This window comes from Streptomyces subrutilus (assembly GCF_001746425.1).
In the GTDB taxonomy this organism is placed as follows: Bacteria; Actinomycetota; Actinomycetes; order Streptomycetales; family Streptomycetaceae; genus Streptomyces; species Streptomyces subrutilus_A.
Window position 1 is genome coordinate 3,413,696 of record NZ_MEHK01000001.1, and the last position, 17,793, is coordinate 3,431,488.

The following is a 17,793-nucleotide window of genomic DNA, read 5'->3' on the forward strand; positions in this document are numbered from 1 at the left end:
CATGGGTGCGGCCGGCCTTGCGAGCGCGGCCACGACTGTAGATATGAATCAGTTACGAGGCTACGCCCCTCGCCCGCGATACGGACAGCACGTCCGCATGCCGGGACGGACGGCTCATTCCTCGGTCAGGTAGCGCTGGAGGGTGGGCGCCACCAGGGCCACGATGTCGTCCGGGTCCGCGGAGGCGAGGGGTTCGACCTGGACCACGTAGCGCAGGATCGCGATGCCGACCATGTGGGAGGCGGCGAGTTCGGCGCGGAAGGTCGGGTCGGGGACGTCGAGGTCGGCCGCCACCCGTTCCAGCACGCGGCGCAGGACGATGCGGCGCAGCACCGAGGCCGCCGCCTCGTGGGTCAGCGCGGACCGGATCACGGCCAGCAGCGGCGCCCGGGTGACCGGGTTCTCCCAGATCCCCAGGAAGTAGCGGGCGAGCCGTTCCCCGATGCCGTCCGGACCTTCGCCGAGGATCGCCGGGACCACCATCGCCGGCTCCATGCTCAGCTCGATGGCGGCGGCGAAGAGGTCGTCCTTGCTGCCGAAGTAGTGGTGGACCAGGGCCGGGTCCACCCCGGCGGCCTTGGCGACGCCGCGTACGGAGGTCTTGTCGTAGCCGCGCGCCGCGAACTCGGAGCGGGCGGCGAGGCGGATGCGCTCCTGGGTGCCCGGACCTTCCTCGACCTCGTCCTGGCGGGGCCGGCCGGGACCGCGGCGGCGCTTGACGGGCTCGGTCACGGGCGCCGGGCCCCGTCGCGCGGGGCGGGCGCGGTGGCGAGGTGCAGGCGGGTGAAGGCCAGCGCCTCGGCGAGGTCGGCCTCGCGCTCGGCCGACGACATGGCGCGGCGGGTGTTGACCTCGATCACCACGTGCCCGTCGAAGGAGGTACGGGCGAGCCGTTCCAGCAGCTCGGCGCAGGGCTGCGTACCGCGGCCCGGGACCAGGTGCTCGTCCTTGGCCGAACCGTTTCCGTCGGCGAGGTGGACGTGCGCGAGCCGGTCGCCCATCCGGTCGATCATCGCGGCGGCGTCGGTACGGGCGGTCGCGGTGTGCGACAGGTCGACGGTGAAGTGCCGGTAGTCGTCCTTGGTCACGTCCCACTCGGGCGCGTACGCGAGCATCTCGCGGTCGCGGTAGCGCCACGGGTACATGTTCTCGACGGCGAACCGGACGTCGGTCTCGTCGGCCATCCGCCAGATCCCGGTGACGAAGTCCCGCGCGTACTGGCGCTGCCAGCGGAAGGGCGGGTGCACGACCACGGTGGACGCGCCGAGCCGCTCGGCCGCGGCCTGGGCGCGCTGGAGCTTGGTCCAGGGGTCGGTGGACCACACCCGCTGGGTGATCAGCAGGCACGGCGCGTGGATCGCGAGGATCGGCACCTGGTGGTGGTCGGACAGTCGGCGCAGGGCGTCGACGTCCTGGCTGACCGGGTCCGTCCAGACCATGACCTCGACGCCGTCGTAGCCGAGGCGCGCGGCGATCTCGAAGGCGGTCGCCGTGGACTCCGGATAGACGGAGGCGGTGGACAGGGCGACTTTCGCGGTCGGGACACGGACTGGTTCTGCCACGGACACAGGGTACGGGGTACGGGCCCGGCGCCCCCGGGCACGTGTCGCCCCGCGGGCCCGGACGGCGCGCGGCGTCCGGGTTTTTTGTATCCAGTGCTTCCCGCTCACAGCACTAGGCGGTGCCCGTCGGCAGGTGGTCCAGCCTGCGCAGGATGACGCCCTCGCGCAGCGCCCACGGGCAGATCTCCAGGTCGTCGACGCCGAAGAGGTCCATCGCGCCCTCGGCGACCAGCGCTCCCGCCAGCAGCTGGTTCGCCCGGCCCTCCGAGACTCCCGGGAGGGCCGCGCGCTGGGCGGTGGTCATCGCGGCCAGCCGCGGGACCCATTCCTCCAGCGACTTGCGGGTCAGGTCCCGCTGCACGTAGAGGCCGTCCGCCGAGCGGGCCGCGCCCGCGATGCGGGCCAGCTGCTTGAAGGTCTTCGAGGTCGCCACGACGTGGTCCGGGGTCCCGAAGCGGGTGAACTCCCTCACGGTCCGCGCGATCTCCGCCCGCACGTGCCGGCGCAGGGCCCGGATGTCCACCGCGTCCGGCGGGTCGCCCGGCAGCCAGCCCGCCGTGAGCCGGCCCGCGCCCAGCGGGAGGGAGACGGCCGCGTACGGGTCCTCGTCGATGCCGTACGCGATCTCCAGCGAGCCGCCGCCGATGTCGAGGACCAGCAGCTTCCCGGCCGACCAGCCGAACCAGCGGCGCGCGGCCAGGAAGGTCAGCCGTGCCTCGTCCTCGCCGCTCAGCACGGGCAGGTCCACGCCGGTCTCGGCCTTGACCCGCGCCAGCACGGCGTCGGCGTTGGTGGCCTCGCGCACCGCGCTGGTCGCGAAGGGCAGCACGTCCTCGCAGCCCTTGTCCTCGGCGGCCTGCACCGCGTCGGCGATCACCCAGACGAGGCGCTCTATGCCCTCTGGCGTGACGGCTCCGCTCTTGTCGAGGAGCTCCGCCAGCCGCATCTCCACCTTGTGCGAGTGCGCCGGCTGCGGGCGCGCGCCGGGGTGCGCGTCCACCACCAGCAGATGGACGGTATTCGAACCCACATCAAGGACACCGAGTCTCATAGGGGGAAACGCTACTGCGGCGAACGCTCAGGGGGTGAGCGAGGGGCGCTTAGGCTTGGGTTTGTGCCACAGACGAAGAAGGCCAACAAGACCAAATCCGGCAACAAGGCGGAGAACAAGGCCGGCAAGGCGGACAAGGCGGGCAAGGCCCCGGCCGCCTTGCCCGCCGCCGCACCGGCCGCCGACGAGAAGGGCCTCGACTTCCCCCGGGCCTGGGTGGAGTTCCCCGACCCCGCCGACGACGAGCAGGTCTTCCGCTGCGACCTGACCTGGCTCACCTCCCGCTGGACCTGCGTCTTCGGCCAGGGCTGCCAGGGCATCCAGGCGGGCCGGGCCTCCGACGGCTGCTGCACGCTCGGCGCGCACTTCTCCGACGAGGACGACGAGCAGCGCGTCGCCCGGCACGTGGCCCGGCTGACCCCCGAGCTGTGGCAGTTCCACGACGTGGGCAGCGAGACCGGCTGGACGCAGCACGACGACGACGGGGAGAAGCAGACCCGCCGCTGGGACGGCGCGTGCGTCTTCCTGAACCGGCCGGGGTTCCCCGCCGGGGCCGGCTGCTCGCTGCACATCCTGGCCGTGAAGGAGGGCCGGGAGCCGCTGGAGACCAAGCCCGACGTCTGCTGGCAGCTGCCGATCCGCCGTACCTACGACTGGATCGAGCGGCCCGACGACACCCGGGTGCTCCAGGTGTCGATCGGCGAGTACGACCGGCGCGGCTGGGGCCCGGGCGGGCACGACCTGCACTGGTGGTGCACGTCGGCGACCTCCGCGCACGCCGCCGGGGAGCCGGTGTACGTGTCGTACCGCCCCGAGTTGATCGAGCTGATGGGCAAAGAGGCGTACGAGGAGCTGGTGAAGCTGTGCGAGGCGCGGCTCGCCTCGCTGCTGCCGATGGCCCCGCACCCGGCCGACCCGGTGCTCCCCGCACCCTGAGGCCGGGACGGGACGGCCTCGGCCCGCTAGCTCGAAGAGGCCGACGGGGCGGGGTCGGGGTCCGGGGAAACCGTTCCTCCTGATGTCGGCGTGGGCGTCGGGGTCGGGGTGGGCGTCGGGGTGGGGTCCGGGGGCGGCGTCGGGGTGGGTGTCGGACTCGCGGGCGGCGTCGGGGTGGGCGTCGGGTCCGGGGTCGACGGCGGCTCCGGAGCCGGGCGCCCGCGGCCCTGGATGGCGACGACCGTACCGCCGGGATCCACTCCCACGCGGGCCGTCCAGCCCCCCGCGGGCTGGGCCTGGGTGTCGACGGCGATCCGCAGGGTGACCGATTCTCCGGGGGCCAGGGTGCCCGCGGTCCGGCTCGCGTGCAGCCAGGGCGCGTCGGACCAGAGGCGCCAGTCCACCGGGGCGCCGCCGGACGCGGTGAGGGTGAGCAGCGTGGTGCTCCCGTAGGAGGACGCGGCCACGGTCAGCCGGCCGGGCGCGCCGGGCCGGTCGGCGCCCGGCGGGGGTCCGCTGCTGATCACCTCGACGGAGACGTCGGGCTCGGCGCTGCCCCGGGCGAATGCGGCCCCGCCGGTGGTGGAGGACGTGTTCCCGGCGTTCTCGTAGGCGGTCAGCGGGCGTCCGCCGACGTGCGGCGGCAGCGGGAGGTCGGTTTCGCTCGCGGAGATGCGGGTGGCGGCGTCGCCGACGGTCTCGCCGGTGTCCGGCCCGCCGCGGTACGCCGCCCACAGCGCGATCACCGGCGCGGCGACGACGGTGGCGACCACGGTCGTGGTCACCGCCCGGGCCCGCATCCGGTCGCGGCGGGCCGCGCGGTCCTTCGGGTCCATCGGGAAGCCGGTGCGGTCGAAGCGCGGGGCGGGCCGTCGCCCCCGGCCGCCGGAGCGGACCATCGCCGCGTGGACGGCGGTGCGGGGGGCGGGGACGAGCGGGAGGGTGGCGGTGCCGGTGCCGACGGAGCCGGGCCAGGGGGCTCCGGCGCCGACGCGTTCGGCGACGCGGCGGCAGCGCGGGCAGTCGTCGACGTGGCGCACGAGCTCCGCGCGCAGCGTGGTGGACAGCAGTACCTGCCCGTCGCCGGTGAGCCGCGAGACGCTGGGGCAGTTGCCCGTCTCCACGACGGCGAGGGCGGTACGGGTGCGCTCCACCTCGCACGCGGCGCCGGACAGCAGCTCCCGCGCGGCGGCCGGGGGCGTGCCGAGGACGGAGGCCAGTTCGGCGACGCCGAGCCGGTGGCGGACGGCGAGCTCCAGGGCCTCGCGCTGCTCGGGCGTGGTCCCGGCGGCCTCCGGCCAGGCGAGCCGGGCCAGCTCGGTACGCCGGTAGGCGCTCACGTCAAGCGTGCGCCGGGGCCCGCCCGGCGGGGAGCCTTCCGTGCCTTCGCCCGGCGCACGACCGGGGTCCATGCGCTCCGGCGCGCGCCGGGCGCAGTGCGCTCCCTGCCGTGCACGCCGCTGGTCGGCCAGCCGGTACAGGCAGCCCCAGCGGGCCAGGGCGTAGAGCCAGGCCCGCCGGTCGCCCTCGTCGGGGCAGCGGCCCGGATGCCGTTCGGCCACGGCGAGCACGTCGCCCAGCACGTCGGCGGCGGTGTCGTGGTCGCACAGGACCGACAGGCAGTACGTGAACAGGCCGTCCAGGTAGGGCTCGTGCCGGAAGGGCGGCGGCTCCCCCTCGCGGGGCGTGCGCCCGTGCGCCCGGTGTGCGCCGGAGCGTGACGAGGAGTGTGCCTGGCTGCTGCTGTTCACTCGGCGACCGTAGGCGGCGCGCCGGTGGACCTCCGGAAGCCTTACCCGGATTTAGCCCTTACGGGTGAACAGATCGGTGGAACGCTGACGGTGCGGTTGCCGGCAGCGGTGTCGGCGCTGTCGGTGCCGGAGGCTACCGTGTGCGGCATGGCTGCCCGCACCGCTCGTTCATCCGCCAAGGACCGGCCGTCCTACCGCTGCACCGAGTGCGGCTGGACGACCGCGAAGTGGCTCGGGCGGTGTCCCGAGTGCCAGGCGTGGGGCACCGTCGAGGAGATGGGCGCGCCCGCCGTGCGGACCACCGCCGCGGGCCGGGTCTCCACCGCCGCCGTGCCGATCGCGCAGGTCGACGGCCGGACGGCGACCGCGCGCAGCACCGGCGTGGACGAGTTGGACCGGGTCCTGGGCGGCGGGCTCGTGCCCGGCGCGGTGGTGCTGCTCGCCGGGGAGCCCGGCGTCGGCAAGTCGACGCTGCTGCTCGACGTCGCGGCGAAGGCGTCCAACGGCGACCACCGCACCCTGTACGTGACGGGCGAGGAGTCCGCGAGCCAGGTGCGGCTGCGCGCCGACCGGATCAACGCGCTGAGCGACCACCTCTACCTGGCGGCCGAGACCGACCTGTCGGCCGTCCTCGGGCACCTCGACGCGGTGAAGCCCTCCCTGCTCATCCTGGACTCCGTACAGACCGTCGCCTCCCCCGAGATCGACGGCGCGCCCGGCGGCATGGCCCAGGTCCGCGAGGTCGCCGGGGCCCTGATCCGCGCCTCCAAGGAGCGCGGCATGTCCACCCTCCTCGTCGGCCACGTCACCAAGGACGGGGCGATCGCCGGCCCCCGCCTCCTGGAGCACCTGGTCGACGTGGTGCTGAGCTTCGAGGGCGACCGGCACGCCCGGCTGCGGCTGGTGCGCGGCGTCAAGAACCGGTACGGGGCCACCGACGAGGTGGGCTGCTTCGAGCTGCACGACGAGGGCATCACCGGGCTCGCCGACCCGAGCGGGCTGTTCCTGACCCGGCGCGCCGAGGCGGTCCCCGGGACCTGCCTGACGGTGACCCTGGAGGGCAAGCGCCCGCTGGTCGCCGAGGTGCAGGCGCTGACCGTGGACTCGCAGATCCCCTCCCCGCGGCGCACCACGTCCGGCCTGGAGACCTCGCGCGTCTCGATGATGCTGGCGGTGCTGGAGCAGCGCGGCCGGATCACCGCGCTGGGCAAGCGCGACATCTACAGCGCCACCGTGGGCGGGGTGAAGCTGACCGAGCCGGCCGCCGACCTGGCGATCGCGCTGGCCCTGGCCTCCGCCGCCAGCGACGTCCCGCTCCCGAAGAACCTCGTGGCCATCGGGGAGGTCGGCCTGGCCGGCGAGGTGCGCCGGGTGACCGGCGTCCAGCGGCGGCTCGCCGAGGCGCACCGCCTCGGCTTCACGCACGCCCTGGTGCCGTCGGATCCGGGCAAGGTTCCGGCCGGGATGAAGGTGACGGAGGTGGCCGACATGGGCGACGCGCTCCGGGTCCTGCCGCGCGGCCGCTCCCGTACGCCGGCCAAGGAGCGCGACGGCTCCTAGGCCCTTGCGCGGCCCCGCCCGAAAGACGGACCCGGGCTGGTCAGAGGGTCCGTACGGAGTCCCGGCGGGGCCCGCCTGACCAAGCCACGGCCGGGCCGCAGCGCGCGCCGGTAGACTTCGGCATGGTCCGCCCGGCCGTACGCAGGCGGCGCAACCCGCGACCGGAGGAGTGCAGTGGCAGCCAAGGACGGGGCAGCAGCATCCGGCAAGTCGGGCGCGAGCTCCAAGCAGGAGGCCATGATGCGCGCCTCGCTGAGCGCGGTCGCACCTGGTCAGCCGCTGCGTGACGGCCTGGAACGGATCGTCCGCGGCAACACCGGCGGGCTCCTCGTCCTCGGCATGGACAAGTCGGTCGAAGCGATGTGCACCGGCGGCTTCGTCCTGGACGTGGAGTTCACCGCGACCCGGCTGCGCGAGCTGTGCAAGCTCGACGGCGCGCTCATCCTGGACAAGGACATCACCAAGATCCTGCGGGCCGGCGTCCAGCTGGTACCGGACGCGTCGATCCCCACGGAGGAGACGGGCACCCGGCACCGGACCGCCGACCGCGTCTCCAAGCAGTGCGGCTTCCCCGTCGTCTCCGTGTCGCAGTCGATGCGGCTGATCGCGCTGTACGTGGACGGGGAGCGGCGGGTCCTGGAGGAGTCCGGGGCGATCCTGTCGCGGGCGAACCAGGCGCTGGCCACGCTGGAGCGGTACAAGCTGCGCCTCGACGAGGTCGCGGGCACGCTGTCGGCGCTGGAGATCGAGGACCTGGTCACGGTCCGTGATGTGACCGCGGTCGCGCAGCGGCTGGAAATGGTCCGCCGGATCGCGACCGAGATCGCCGAGTACGTCGTCGAGCTGGGGACGGACGGGCGGCTGCTGTCGCTCCAGCTGGACGAGCTGACGGTCGGGATCGAGCAGGAGCGGGAGCTGGTGGTCCGGGACTACGTGCCGGAGCCGACGGCGAAGCGTTCCCGCACGGTGGAGGAGGCGCTGCCGGCCCTGGACGCGCTGACGCATCCGGAGCTGCTGGAGCTCGCGATCGTGGCGAAGGCGCTGGGGTACACCGGGTCGCCGGAGACCCTGGACTCGGCGGTGTCGCCGCGCGGCTACCGTCTGCTGGCGAAGGTTCCCCGGCTGCCCGGGGCCATCATCGAGCGGCTCGTGGAGCACTTCGGGGGGCTGCAGAAGCTGCTCGCCGCGAGCGTGGACGATCTGCAGACGGTGGACGGCGTGGGCGAGGCCCGCGCGCGCAGCGTCCGCGAGGGCCTGTCCCGCCTGGCCGAGTCCTCGATCCTCGAGCGGTACGTCTAGCCGGGACGTGCGGTACCTCCGGCCGGGACGCCTCCGGGGCTTGCGGCCGGGACGCCGCTAGGGCTTGCCCCCGAGCACCAGCTCGGCGGTCCACCCCTCGCCCGGCGTGCCCCCGGTGCTCGTGAGCGCGCCCGAGTAGACGCCGTCCACGGTCAGCTTCTCGCCGGCTCCCGCCGACTGGAGCACGTCGCACACATCGGCGACCGAGGTCACGGGCTCGCCCTTGACCATGTTGATCACGTCGCCGGCTCCGAGGTTGGCCTTGGCGGCCGGGGACTGCGGATTGACGCTCATGGCGATCACTCCGTCGACGCCCTGCTTCTGGAAGGCCTTGAAGGCCTTGTCCTGCGCGGCGCCCATCTCCTCGAACTGGGCGGGGACGCTCGGGTCCGACAGGTCCAGGAGCCACCAGCCGGGGTCGTTCTTGTTGTCGCCCGCGGCCAGCCCGGCGAGCTTGGGTTCCGCGTGGTCGCTGCTGATCGCGTAGAACTGCCCCGACACCCCTTCCTCCGCGTAGCCGAGGGTGTTGATGCCGACGACCTCCCCCTTGGCGTTGAGCAGCGGCCCGCCCGAGTTGCCCGGGTTGACCGTCGCGGAATGCTGGATCAGGGAGGGGTAGCGCGGGAGGGACGTGAGGGGCGTGGCGCCCACCTCGGACGTCTGCACGGCCCCGGAGGTGAAGGCGACGTCCTGGGTGGCGTCGGTGTCCCCGAGGGAGGCCGGATAGCCGAGGGCCATGACGGTGTCGGCCGTCCCCACATCGCCGCTCTTGCCGAACTCCAGCTCCTTGAGGTCCTCCTTGGGGGAGGCGAGCTTGAGCACCGCGAGGTCCTCGCACGGATCGCTGCCGAGCACCCGCACGGGGACGGGCGGCCCGTCGTCGATGACCACCTTCAGAGCGGCCTCTCCCTGGATGACGTGCGCGTTGGTGACGATGAGCCCCTCGTCCGCGTTGTAGACGAAGCCGGTACCGGTGCCGTACTTCCCGATCACGTGCACCGTGGCCGGCGCGGCCTTCTCGTAGACCTGTCGGGGCGAAGGATCGTCCGCCCACGCCGTCGCGGGACTCCAGGCGGTGATGACCGCGGCCAGGACGCCGACAGCCACACCCGTGACTCTCGCACTCATAAGGTCCCCTTCGACTGGGGCGGCCAGGCCCCGCCCCCTGGAACCACTGCCGGCCGGGAACGATCGCTGTGGTTTCAGCGTAATCCCGTGCGGCCGAGCTGTCCTGGAGGGAGGTCCGGGCCCCGGCCCGGCGGAGGCTAGTCCTGCTTCAGGACGAACGAGGTCCGCGCCACCGGCATCCCCGGGGCCTTGACCTCGACCACGTACGTGTCCGGGCCCGCGGCCCCCGCCGGAGGCGCCTGGCACTGGTCGGCCGCGCTGAACTTGCGGTCCCATTCGAGCGACTGCTTCGTCTCCCCCTGCGCGGGGAGGCGGAAGAACGCGCTGCCCGAGCCCGTCGGGCAGTCGGCCGAGGACCACACCGCCTTGCCGCTGGTGGCCTGAAGGATCGTCAGGACCGCCTGCTTCGGGCCGAGATCGACCTTGCAGGTGGTGCCGGCCGTGTTGCGGGCGACGAGTTCGAGACGGGGCTTCTCGTTGGCCTCGTACTCGTTCTTCACGCTCTTGACCTCCCACTGCAGCGCCGACGGCGCGCACGTGGGCAGGGCCGGGTCCGCCGGTACCGGGGCCGCGCCGCCGCCCGTGCCGGCCGTGCCGCCCGCGCCCGTGCCGCTGCCCGGTTCTCCGTTCTTGCCCGCGCCGCCGGAGCCGCCGCCCTCGGATCCGGTGCCGTTGCCGCCGGACTCCGGGCGTCCGCCCGGGGCCTGACTGATCGCCGGCCCGGTGCCCCCGGGGCCCGGGGTGATCGAGGCGATGGGATCGGGGCGTCCCTGGCCCTTGCCGTTCGTACTCGACTTCCCCCCGCCGGAACTGACGGTCCATACGGCGAGGAGCGCGAGGAGCGCGACGACGGACGCCAGCACAGCCCTCCGTCGCCAGTAGATGGAGGAGGGGAGCGGCCCGACCGGATTGCGCAGAGATCCCACGGACGGAACTTTACGAGAGTCCGCGGCCCGATCGGCGCCCCCCCATGCCGCGCCGCGGGTTTGTTCTGCGGATGATCATCCTGGAGGCGCAGCCGGAACGCCGGAAATCGGCCAGGAGTCCGACGCGGGCACCAGGCGCATGTGGGTACCGTCGGTGACCATGGACAGCACCGCCCTGTATCTCGACATCACCGATTCGGCCCACTCCGCACCCCCCTGGGTGCGGTCGGCTTTCGAGATATGGACGGAGTACGGGCTGCTGCTCTTCGGGGTGTTGTTCCTGGCCGTCTGGTGGCGCTCGCGCGGGCTGGCCGGCTCCCGGGCCGTCGCGCTCGCCGCCTTGGCCCCGGCGGTCACCGCCGCCGCATACGTCGTGTCGGAGGCCGTGAAGTCCACCGTGGACGAGGAGCGGCCCTGCCGCGCCGTCGCCGGTGCCGCGGCCTCGCTCGTGACCTGCCCGCCGACCGGCGACTGGTCCTTCCCCAGCAACCACTCCGCCCTGGCGGGCGCCGCCGCGGTCGCGCTGGCCATGGCCGTGCGCCGCCTCGCGCTGCTGACCGTCCCGCTCGCCCTGCTGATGGCCTTCTCCCGCGTCTTCGTCGGCGTGCACTACCCGCACGACGTGGCGATGGGCCTGCTGCTGGGCGGTTCGCTGGCCGCCCTCCTCGTCCTGGCGCTCGCGGGTCCGGCCGGCCGGATCGCCGCCGCCATGCGGGCGAGCGGCGTACCGGCAGTTGTCTGGTTCACCGGCCCGGGCCCCGCAAGGTAGGGACGAAACGTGTCAGGATGCCGTCTGCCATGACTGCATCCCCCATCACCCCCGCCGAATCGCCCGAATCGCCGGACTCCCCCGAGTCCCCGGCCGTCTCCCGCGCACTGCACTCCCCCGTCATCGCGTGGTTCGACGAGCACGCCCGCGACCTGCCCTGGCGCCGCCCCGAAGCCGGTCCCTGGGGGGTCCTGGTCAGCGAGTTCATGCTCCAGCAGACCCCCGTGAGCCGCGTCCTGCCGGTGTACGAGCAGTGGCTCACCCGGTGGCCCCGCCCCGCCGACCTGGCCGCCGAGGCCCCGGGTGAGGCCGTACGGGCGTGGGGCCGGCTGGGCTACCCGCGCCGGGCGCTGCGGCTGCACGGCGCGGCCGTGGCGATAACGGAGCGGCACGGCGGCGACGTCCCCCGCGAGCACGCGCAGCTGCTCGCGCTGCCGGGCATCGGCGAGTACACCGCGGCCGCCGTGGCCTCCTTCGCGTACGGGCAGCGGCACGCCGTGCTCGACACCAACGTCCGGCGGGTCTTCGCCCGCGCCGCCACCGGGGTGGAGTACCCGCCGAACGCCACCACCGCCGCCGAGCGGCGCCTGGCCCGGGCCCTGCTGCCCGAGGACGAGGACACCGCGGCCCGCTGGGCGGCGGCCTCGATGGAGCTCGGCGCGCTGGTGTGCACCGCCAAGAACCCCGGCTGTGCCCGCTGCCCGGTGGCCGGGCTCTGCGCGTGGCGCCTCGCCGGGAAGCCGGCGCACGAGGGGCCGCCGCGGCGCGGGCAGACGTACGCCGGGACCGACCGGCAGGTGCGCGGCCGGCTGCTCGCCGTGCTCCGGGAGGCGGTGGGACCGGTTCCGCAGGCCGTGCTCGACACGGTGTGGGACGAGCCCGTGCAGCGCGCCCGGTCGCTCGACGGGCTGGTCTCCGACGGGCTGGTGGAGCCGCTGGAGGGAGGCATGTACCGGCTGCCGCAGACCTGACGGGAGCGCGGTCCGCGGCCGGCCGCGGAGCCCTCGCACGACCGCCTCGGAGCAGACTCGTATCCGACTCAACCATTCCGCTTCCGCCGCCGAAACCCCAGCTCACGGGCACTGTTACACAACCTATGGGTGTCCGTGCGTCCACCGAAGGCTGGCCCGCACAGGCCCGTGACAACCCCTCCGTAACTTCGGACCCGTAAGGCAGCGGAAGAGCGGTTGCACGGAACGGAGGCGGTCTGAGATGGCGCACGGCGAGGTACTCGAATTCGAGGAGTACGTACGCACTCGGCAGGACGCGCTGCTGCGCAGCGCCCGGCGCCTGGTTCCGGACCCCACCGACGCGCAGGACCTCCTGCAGACCGCCCTCGTGCGCACCTACGGCCGCTGGGACGGCATCGCCGACAAGTCCCTGGCCGACGCCTACCTCCGCCGCGTCATGATCAACACCCGTACCGAGTGGTGGCGCGCCCGCAAACTCGAAGAGGTCCCGACCGAGCAGCTTCCCGACGCCTCCGTCGAGGACGGCTCCGACCAGCGCGCCGACCGCGCCCTGCTCATGGACATCCTCAAGGTGCTGGCGCCCAAGCAGCGCAGCGTGGTCGTGCTGCGACACTGGGAGCAGATGAGCACGGAGGAGACCGCCGCCGCGCTCGGCATGTCGGCGGGTACCGTGAAGAGCACGCTGCATCGTGCGCTGGCGCGCCTCCGGCAGGAGCTGGAGAGCCGGGACCTGGACATGCGCGCGCTGGAACGCGGTGACCACACCATCCGGTACGAGGGGCGTGAGCGGTGCGCGGCCTGAACGGCCAAGGACTGACCGGCAGACGTTCGCTGGTCCTGGTGTCGGCGGGGACGGTCGTCCTCGTCGGCACAGCCGTGTTCGCGGTCGGATGCGCCACCGGCGGCACCGGCCTGCGCGACGGCGGCCCCGCCCGGACGGACCCCGTCGCCAAGACCGCCCCCTCCCCGACCACCCCCGAAGGCACCTCGCAGCCGTCCGCGGCCACCTCCGGGCAGCCGCTGAAGAAGGTCGACCCGGTGGCCCTGCTGAAGGCGGACCCCAAGGTCAGCGCCGAGGTCAAACGGGACCTCAAGCCCTGCACGGGCAAGGACTACCCCGTGGACGTGAGCTACGGGAAGGTCACCGGCAGCACCGTCGCCGACATCGTGGTCAACGTCCTGTCGTGCGCCGACGCACTGGGACGCGGTTCGTACGTGTACCGCGCGGACGGCGCGAAGTACGAGAATGTCTTCTCGGACGAGCAGCCGCCCGTCTACGCGGAGATCGACCGGGGCGATCTGGTGGTCACCAAGCAGGTCTACGCGAAGAGCGACCCGCTCGCCTATCCGTCGGGCGAGGACGTGATCACGTACCGCTGGGACGGGGAGAAGTTCACCGAGCAGGACCGGGTGCACTCCGAGTACAGCAACGTGGTCGACGGCGGCGGCGTGCCCGCTCCGGCCGTGACCCACAAGAACTGACTGCCGCACAACCGAGTACCGAAGAACCGAGGCGAGGCTCCCCGCATGGCCGAGACCCATGTCCTGTTCGTGGAGGACGACGACGTCATCCGCGAGGCCACGACCCTGGCGCTGGAACGCGACGGGTTCGTGGTCACCGCCATGCCCGACGGCCTGTCCGGACTGGAGTCCTTCCGGGCCAACCGGCCCGACATCGCCCTCCTCGACGTGATGGTCCCCGGCATGGACGGGGTGAGCCTGTGCCGCCGCATCCGCGACGAGTCCACCGTCCCGGTGATCATGCTGTCGGCGCGCGCCGACTCCATCGACGTGGTGCTGGGCCTGGAAGCGGGCGCCGACGACTACGTCACCAAGCCGTTCGACGGCTCGGTGCTCGTCGCCCGGATCCGCGCGGTGCTGCGCCGCTTCGGCCACGCCGGCGGGCCCCGGAACGGCGGTCACGGCTCTGCCGACGAGAGCCGGGACGAGGAGCACGGCGTGCTCTCCTTCGGCGACCTCGAGGTCGACACCGAGGGCATGGAGGTGCGCAAGGCGGGCGCGGCCGTGGCGCTGACCCCGACCGAGATGCGCCTGCTGCTCGAGTTCTCCTCCGCGCCGGGCACCGTACTGTCGCGCGACCGGCTGCTGGAGCGGGTCTGGGACTACGACTGGGGCGGCGACACCCGGGTCGTGGACGTCCACGTCCAGCGGCTGCGCACCAAGATCGGGCAGGACCGGATCGAGACGGTCCGGGGCTTCGGATACAAGCTCAAGGCATGAGGCGGTTCACCCTCCGCACGGGGATCCGCTGGAAGATCACCATCGCCATCGCCGCCGTGGGCGCCCTCACGGCGGTGGCGCTGAGCCTGGTCGTGCACAGCGCTGCCCGGGTGTCGATGCTGGAGAGCGCCCGCGACGTACAGCTGGACCGCGTGCAGTTCATCTCCCGCAACGCCGAGGCCGGGCGCAAACCGCCCATGGGCGCCAAGCTCAACGACCCGGACCTGCCCGCCCCGCTGCGGGAGAAGGCGCGCTCCGGCCGGCGCGGCACCTACGTCCAGGAGTCGGCCAAGGGGGCCCCCGAGGTGTGGGCCGCGGTGCCGCTCGAGAACGGGCAGGTGCTGTCGCTGCACACGCAGTTCCGGGAGAGCGCCAACATGGTGCGCGACCTGGACCAGGCGCTGGTCGTCGGCTCGCTGGCCGTGGTGGTCGGCGGCTCGGCGCTGGGCGTCCTCATCGGCGGCCAGATCTCGCGGCGGCTGCGCAAGGCCGCGACGGCCGCGCAGCGGGTGGCGCACGGAGATCCCGGAGTGCGGGTGCGGGACGCCGTCGGGGGCGTCGTACGGGACGAGACGGACGACCTCGCCCGGGCCGTGGACGCCATGGCCGACGCCCTCCAGCAGCGGCTGGAGGCCGAGCGGCGGGTGACCGCGGACATCGCGCACGAGCTGCGGACCCCGGTGACGGGCCTGCTGACGGCGGCCGAACTGCTGCCTCCCGGCCGGCCGACCGAGCTCGTACGGGACCGCGCACAGGCGATGCGCGTGCTGGTCGAGGACGTGCTGGAGGTGGCCCGGCTGGACAGCGCGTCCGAACGGGCGGAGCTGCAGGACGTGGCGCTGGGCGAGTTCGTGAGCCGGCGGGTGAGGGCGCTGATGCCGGAGGCGTCGGTACGGGTGGTCGCGGACGAGATCGTCAGCACCGACCCGCGGCGCCTGGAGCGGATCCTGGGCAACCTGCTGGCCAATGCCGCGCGGTACGGGCGGCCGCCGGTCCAGGTCGACGTGGAGGGCAGGGTCGTGCGGATCCGGGACCACGGGCCGGGCTTCCCGGAGGCGCTGCTGCGCGAGGGGCCGAGCCGGTTCCGGACCGGGTCGACGGACCGCGCGGGCGTGGGGCACGGGCTGGGGCTGACCATCGCCGAGGGTCAGGCGCGGGTGCTGGGCGCCCGGCTGACCTTCCGCAACGTGGCCGCCCCGGGCGGCTTCGACCGCGAGGGCCGGGCGGCGGGCGCGGTGGCGGTGCTGTGGCTCCCCGAGCACGCGCCGACGGCGACGGGCAGCTTCCCGGTGATCAAGCCCCCGCAGTAGGGGCGGGGCGGGGGAAGGGGCGGATCGGCACCGGGCCGTACGGTCCGGTAGGTCCGTGACTTAGCATCCGTGGCATGAGCGACGGCACGAATCCCCAGAGCAACCAGCAGCCCGAGCCCGCCCCGGGGAGCGGTGGCTACGGGTTCCCGCCGGGGCCCCCCGCACAGGGCGGGTACGGCTTCCCGCCCGGACCGGCCGCCCAGAGCGGCTACGGCTTCCCGCCCGGGCCGCCGGCGCAGGACGGCGGCGGCTACGGCTATCCCCCGGCGGGCCAGCCGAACCCGTACCAGCCCGACGCGCACCAGCCGGACCCCTACCGGCAGGATCCCGGTGCGCAGCCGACGCCGTGGTCCCCGGCCCAGCAGGGCATACCGGGGCCGGTCGGCGACCAGCCGGACTGGGAGGCCATGGCCGACCGCTCCGCGGCCGAGCGGCGCAAGAAGCGGCTGTGGATGCTGGGCGGCGGGGTGACCGTACTGGCCCTGCTGGCCGGCGGCGGAACGTTCTTCCTGCTGGGCGGCGAGGAGGACCCGCAGGTCCCGACGGACGACCCCGCGGTCTCCGCGTCGGCCTCGCCGGGCGGCCCCTCGGGCTCGTCGGCGCCCTACTCCCCCACCGTCGAGGGTGACGCGACGCTGCTGCGCGACAGCAACGGCAAGATCGGCATCCGGCTGGGGCCCGACACGCAGATCGCCCCGGTGGGCAAGCGGTTCCAGATCGTCTCGAAGGGGACGTCGAAGTCCTACGCGCAGGCCTCCGAGGCGGCCGTGGACGTGACGAAGAGCTTCTCCGTCACGGCCCGCCTCTACAACTCGGCCGCCAAGGGGTCGCGGATCGCCGTGAGCCAGGGCGACGGCGAGTCGTTCTCCTTCGAGCTGGGCATCGACCAGGTGAACGGCAAGCAGGCCTGGATCTTCCGGGTGCAGACCGGGGACAAGGGCGCCGCGGCCACCACCCAGACCGTCGTCGCCGAGGGCCTGGGCATGGTCAAGACGCCGACCACGGTGATCGGCACGTACGACGCGGAGAAGAAGGCCATCGCCCTCTACGTGGACGGCAAGAAGGCCGGCGAGGCCGCCGTGCCCGGCATCTGGCAGGCCCCCGGCCCCCTCCAGCTGGGCCGCTCGCGCCACCACGGCATCTGGTCCGGCGCCTGGCAGGGGGGCATGCACAACATCCGGATCTACGAGACGGCCTTCACGCCCGAGCTGGCGGCCGCCTACAAGGAGGGCAAGATGCCCGCGGCGACGAAGCCCTCGCACTCCTGGCTGCTGACCTAGTGCTGTGGGCCGCGACCCCGTGGACCTTTCCGGTCACAGCACGGGGAACGGGCGAGGCCGGTCCTGGGTGAGCAGGACCGGCCTCGGGGAGAGCAGGGGTCAGATGGTGACGCCCACGGTGCGCAGGAAGGCCACCGGGTTGACGGCGGAGCCGTAGTTCGGGGTGGTCCGGATCTCGAAGTGGAGGTGCGGGCCGCTGGAGTTCCCGGTGTTGCCGGACAGCGCGATCTGCTGGTCGACGGCGACCTTCTGGCCGATCCTGACCTGGATCTTCGAGAGGTGCGCGTACTGCGAGTACGTGTTGTTCGCGTGCTTGATCACGATGGCGTTGCCGTACGCGGGGCCGTCGCCGCCGCCGTTGGGGCCCGCCTTGACGACGGTGCCCGCGGCCACGGCGTCGACCGGGGTGCCGACCGGGACGGCGAAGTCCTGGCCGGAGTGCTTGCGGGACCACATGCTGCCGCCCTTGCCGAAGGTCGCGGACAGCGTGTACTTCTCGAGCGGCTTGTCCCACAGGCCGGACTTCCCGGCGGTCGACGCCTTCGCGGCGTTCGCGGCGCCGGCGGCCTGGGCCGCGGCCTGCTCGGCGACCAGCTCGGCGGTCCCGGTGAGGGCGGTCCGCGTCGTGTCGGCGAAGGCGGCGGTCGTCCCGGCCCCGAGGGCCAGCGCCACGCCGAGAGCGGTTGCGCCGACGGTGATACGGGTACGGGGGGTGATGACGCGCTTCGCGGACATGAAGGAGACCTCCGGGGCCGGGGACAAAGACGTGGTCCACGCCCGTCGCGGGCATGAAGTGACCCGGCACGTTCTGGCGTGTGCCGGGTGGGCTCATCTTTGGTAACCCGGGCCCCCGTACTTCCCCAAACCTCCCCATTACTACGTGAACTCGTAGACCCCGTGTGTGTGACGCAGTCGTTTGACCAGGTCCCTACTGGGTCGCTGGTGGACAAATCGGGTGACTGGATCTACGAAACGTTCTAGTAGGTCCGATTTGCCCTGTGCGGCTTGT

17 protein-coding genes are annotated in these 17,793 nt (G+C 73.4%); 10 read left to right on the top strand and 7 right to left on the bottom strand.

Going from position 1 to position 17,793, the window contains the following annotated elements; all coding sequences use genetic code 11:
- Positions 1–114: 114 nt before the first annotated feature.
- The 3 genes from BGK67_RS16295 to BGK67_RS16305 all read right to left on the bottom strand — a co-directional run bounded on the left by BGK67_RS16295 (position 115) and on the right by BGK67_RS16305 (position 2,613).
- On the bottom strand, positions 115–732 hold the full coding sequence (locus BGK67_RS16295; protein WP_069920769.1) for a TetR/AcrR family transcriptional regulator: 618 nt from the start codon (positions 730–732) through the stop codon (positions 115–117).
- Entirely contained in the window at positions 729–1,562 is an 834-nt protein-coding gene (locus tag BGK67_RS16300) for a sugar phosphate isomerase/epimerase family protein (RefSeq protein ID WP_069923910.1), read from the bottom strand. The genes BGK67_RS16295 and BGK67_RS16300 overlap by 4 nt, the downstream gene beginning before the upstream one ends.
- A 112-nt stretch (positions 1,563–1,674) precedes the next feature.
- Complete coding sequence (locus BGK67_RS16305; protein ID WP_069920770.1) at positions 1,675–2,613, bottom strand: Ppx/GppA family phosphatase; 939 nt, start codon at positions 2,611–2,613, stop codon at positions 1,675–1,677.
- A 63-nt stretch (positions 2,614–2,676) separates the two neighbouring features.
- Here BGK67_RS16305 and BGK67_RS16310 point away from each other — a divergent pair, with 63 nt between their 5' ends.
- Entirely contained in the window at positions 2,677–3,549 is an 873-nt protein-coding gene (locus tag BGK67_RS16310) for a DUF3109 family protein (protein ID WP_069920771.1), read from the top strand.
- Between the two features lie 26 nt (positions 3,550–3,575).
- On the opposite strand, the gene BGK67_RS38890 is transcribed toward BGK67_RS16310, so the two are convergent.
- Complete coding sequence (locus BGK67_RS38890) at positions 3,576–5,300, bottom strand: BACON domain-containing protein (protein WP_069920772.1); 1,725 nt, start codon at positions 5,298–5,300, stop codon at positions 3,576–3,578.
- 147 nt (positions 5,301–5,447) lie between these two features.
- On the opposite strand from BGK67_RS38890, the gene radA reads away from it, so the two are divergent.
- Positions 5,448–6,860: a DNA repair protein RadA gene (gene radA, locus BGK67_RS16320; RefSeq protein ID WP_069920773.1), complete on the top strand. Its 1,413-nt coding sequence runs from the start codon at positions 5,448–5,450 to the stop codon at positions 6,858–6,860.
- A 174-nt stretch (positions 6,861–7,034) separates the two neighbouring features.
- Complete coding sequence (disA, locus tag BGK67_RS16325; protein ID WP_069920774.1) at positions 7,035–8,159, top strand: DNA integrity scanning diadenylate cyclase DisA; 1,125 nt, start codon at positions 7,035–7,037, stop codon at positions 8,157–8,159.
- A gap of 57 nt (positions 8,160–8,216) precedes the next feature.
- On the opposite strand, the gene BGK67_RS16330 is transcribed toward disA, so the two are convergent.
- A complete protein-coding gene (locus BGK67_RS16330) occupies positions 8,217–9,287 on the bottom strand; it encodes a S1C family serine protease (protein ID WP_079154220.1) in 1,071 nt (356 codons plus the stop codon).
- Positions 9,288–9,424: 137 nt separating this feature from the next.
- Complete coding sequence (locus tag BGK67_RS16335) at positions 9,425–10,213, bottom strand: hypothetical protein (protein ID WP_069920776.1); 789 nt, start codon at positions 10,211–10,213, stop codon at positions 9,425–9,427.
- Positions 10,214–10,352: 139 nt separating this feature from the next.
- Between BGK67_RS16335 and BGK67_RS16340 the strand changes: the two genes are divergently transcribed.
- The 7 genes from BGK67_RS16340 to BGK67_RS16370 all read left to right on the top strand — a co-directional run bounded on the left by BGK67_RS16340 (position 10,353) and on the right by BGK67_RS16370 (position 16,784).
- Positions 10,353–10,982: a phosphatase PAP2 family protein gene (locus tag BGK67_RS16340; RefSeq protein WP_069920777.1), complete on the top strand. Its 630-nt coding sequence runs from the start codon at positions 10,353–10,355 to the stop codon at positions 10,980–10,982.
- Between the two features lie 29 nt (positions 10,983–11,011).
- Positions 11,012–11,953: an HhH-GPD family protein gene (locus BGK67_RS16345; RefSeq protein WP_069920778.1), complete on the top strand. Its 942-nt coding sequence runs from the start codon at positions 11,012–11,014 to the stop codon at positions 11,951–11,953.
- Positions 11,954–12,194: 241 nt separating this feature from the next.
- Entirely contained in the window at positions 12,195–12,755 is a 561-nt protein-coding gene (locus BGK67_RS16350) for a SigE family RNA polymerase sigma factor (protein WP_069920779.1), read from the top strand.
- Entirely contained in the window at positions 12,743–13,435 is a 693-nt protein-coding gene (locus BGK67_RS16355; protein WP_432215457.1) for a hypothetical protein, read from the top strand. Before BGK67_RS16350 ends, BGK67_RS16355 begins: the two co-directional genes overlap by 13 nt.
- Before the next feature lie 45 nt (positions 13,436–13,480).
- Complete coding sequence (gene cseB, locus BGK67_RS16360) at positions 13,481–14,194, top strand: two-component system response regulator CseB (RefSeq protein WP_069920780.1); 714 nt, start codon at positions 13,481–13,483, stop codon at positions 14,192–14,194.
- Positions 14,191–15,504, top strand: coding sequence for a two-component system sensor histidine kinase CseC (gene cseC, locus BGK67_RS16365; RefSeq protein ID WP_069920781.1), 1,314 nt, complete (start codon positions 14,191–14,193; stop codon positions 15,502–15,504). The genes cseB and cseC overlap by 4 nt, the downstream gene beginning before the upstream one ends.
- 74 nt (positions 15,505–15,578) lie before the next feature.
- Positions 15,579–16,784 carry a LamG-like jellyroll fold domain-containing protein gene (locus BGK67_RS16370; protein ID WP_069920782.1) on the top strand — a complete coding sequence of 402 codons (1,206 nt, stop codon included), beginning with the start codon at positions 15,579–15,581 and terminating at the stop codon, positions 16,782–16,784.
- A gap of 99 nt (positions 16,785–16,883) precedes the next feature.
- Here the strand turns inward: BGK67_RS16370 and BGK67_RS16375 are convergent, their stop codons facing one another.
- Complete coding sequence (locus BGK67_RS16375) at positions 16,884–17,519, bottom strand: M23 family metallopeptidase (RefSeq protein WP_069923912.1); 636 nt, start codon at positions 17,517–17,519, stop codon at positions 16,884–16,886.
- Positions 17,520–17,793 lie beyond the last annotated feature (274 nt).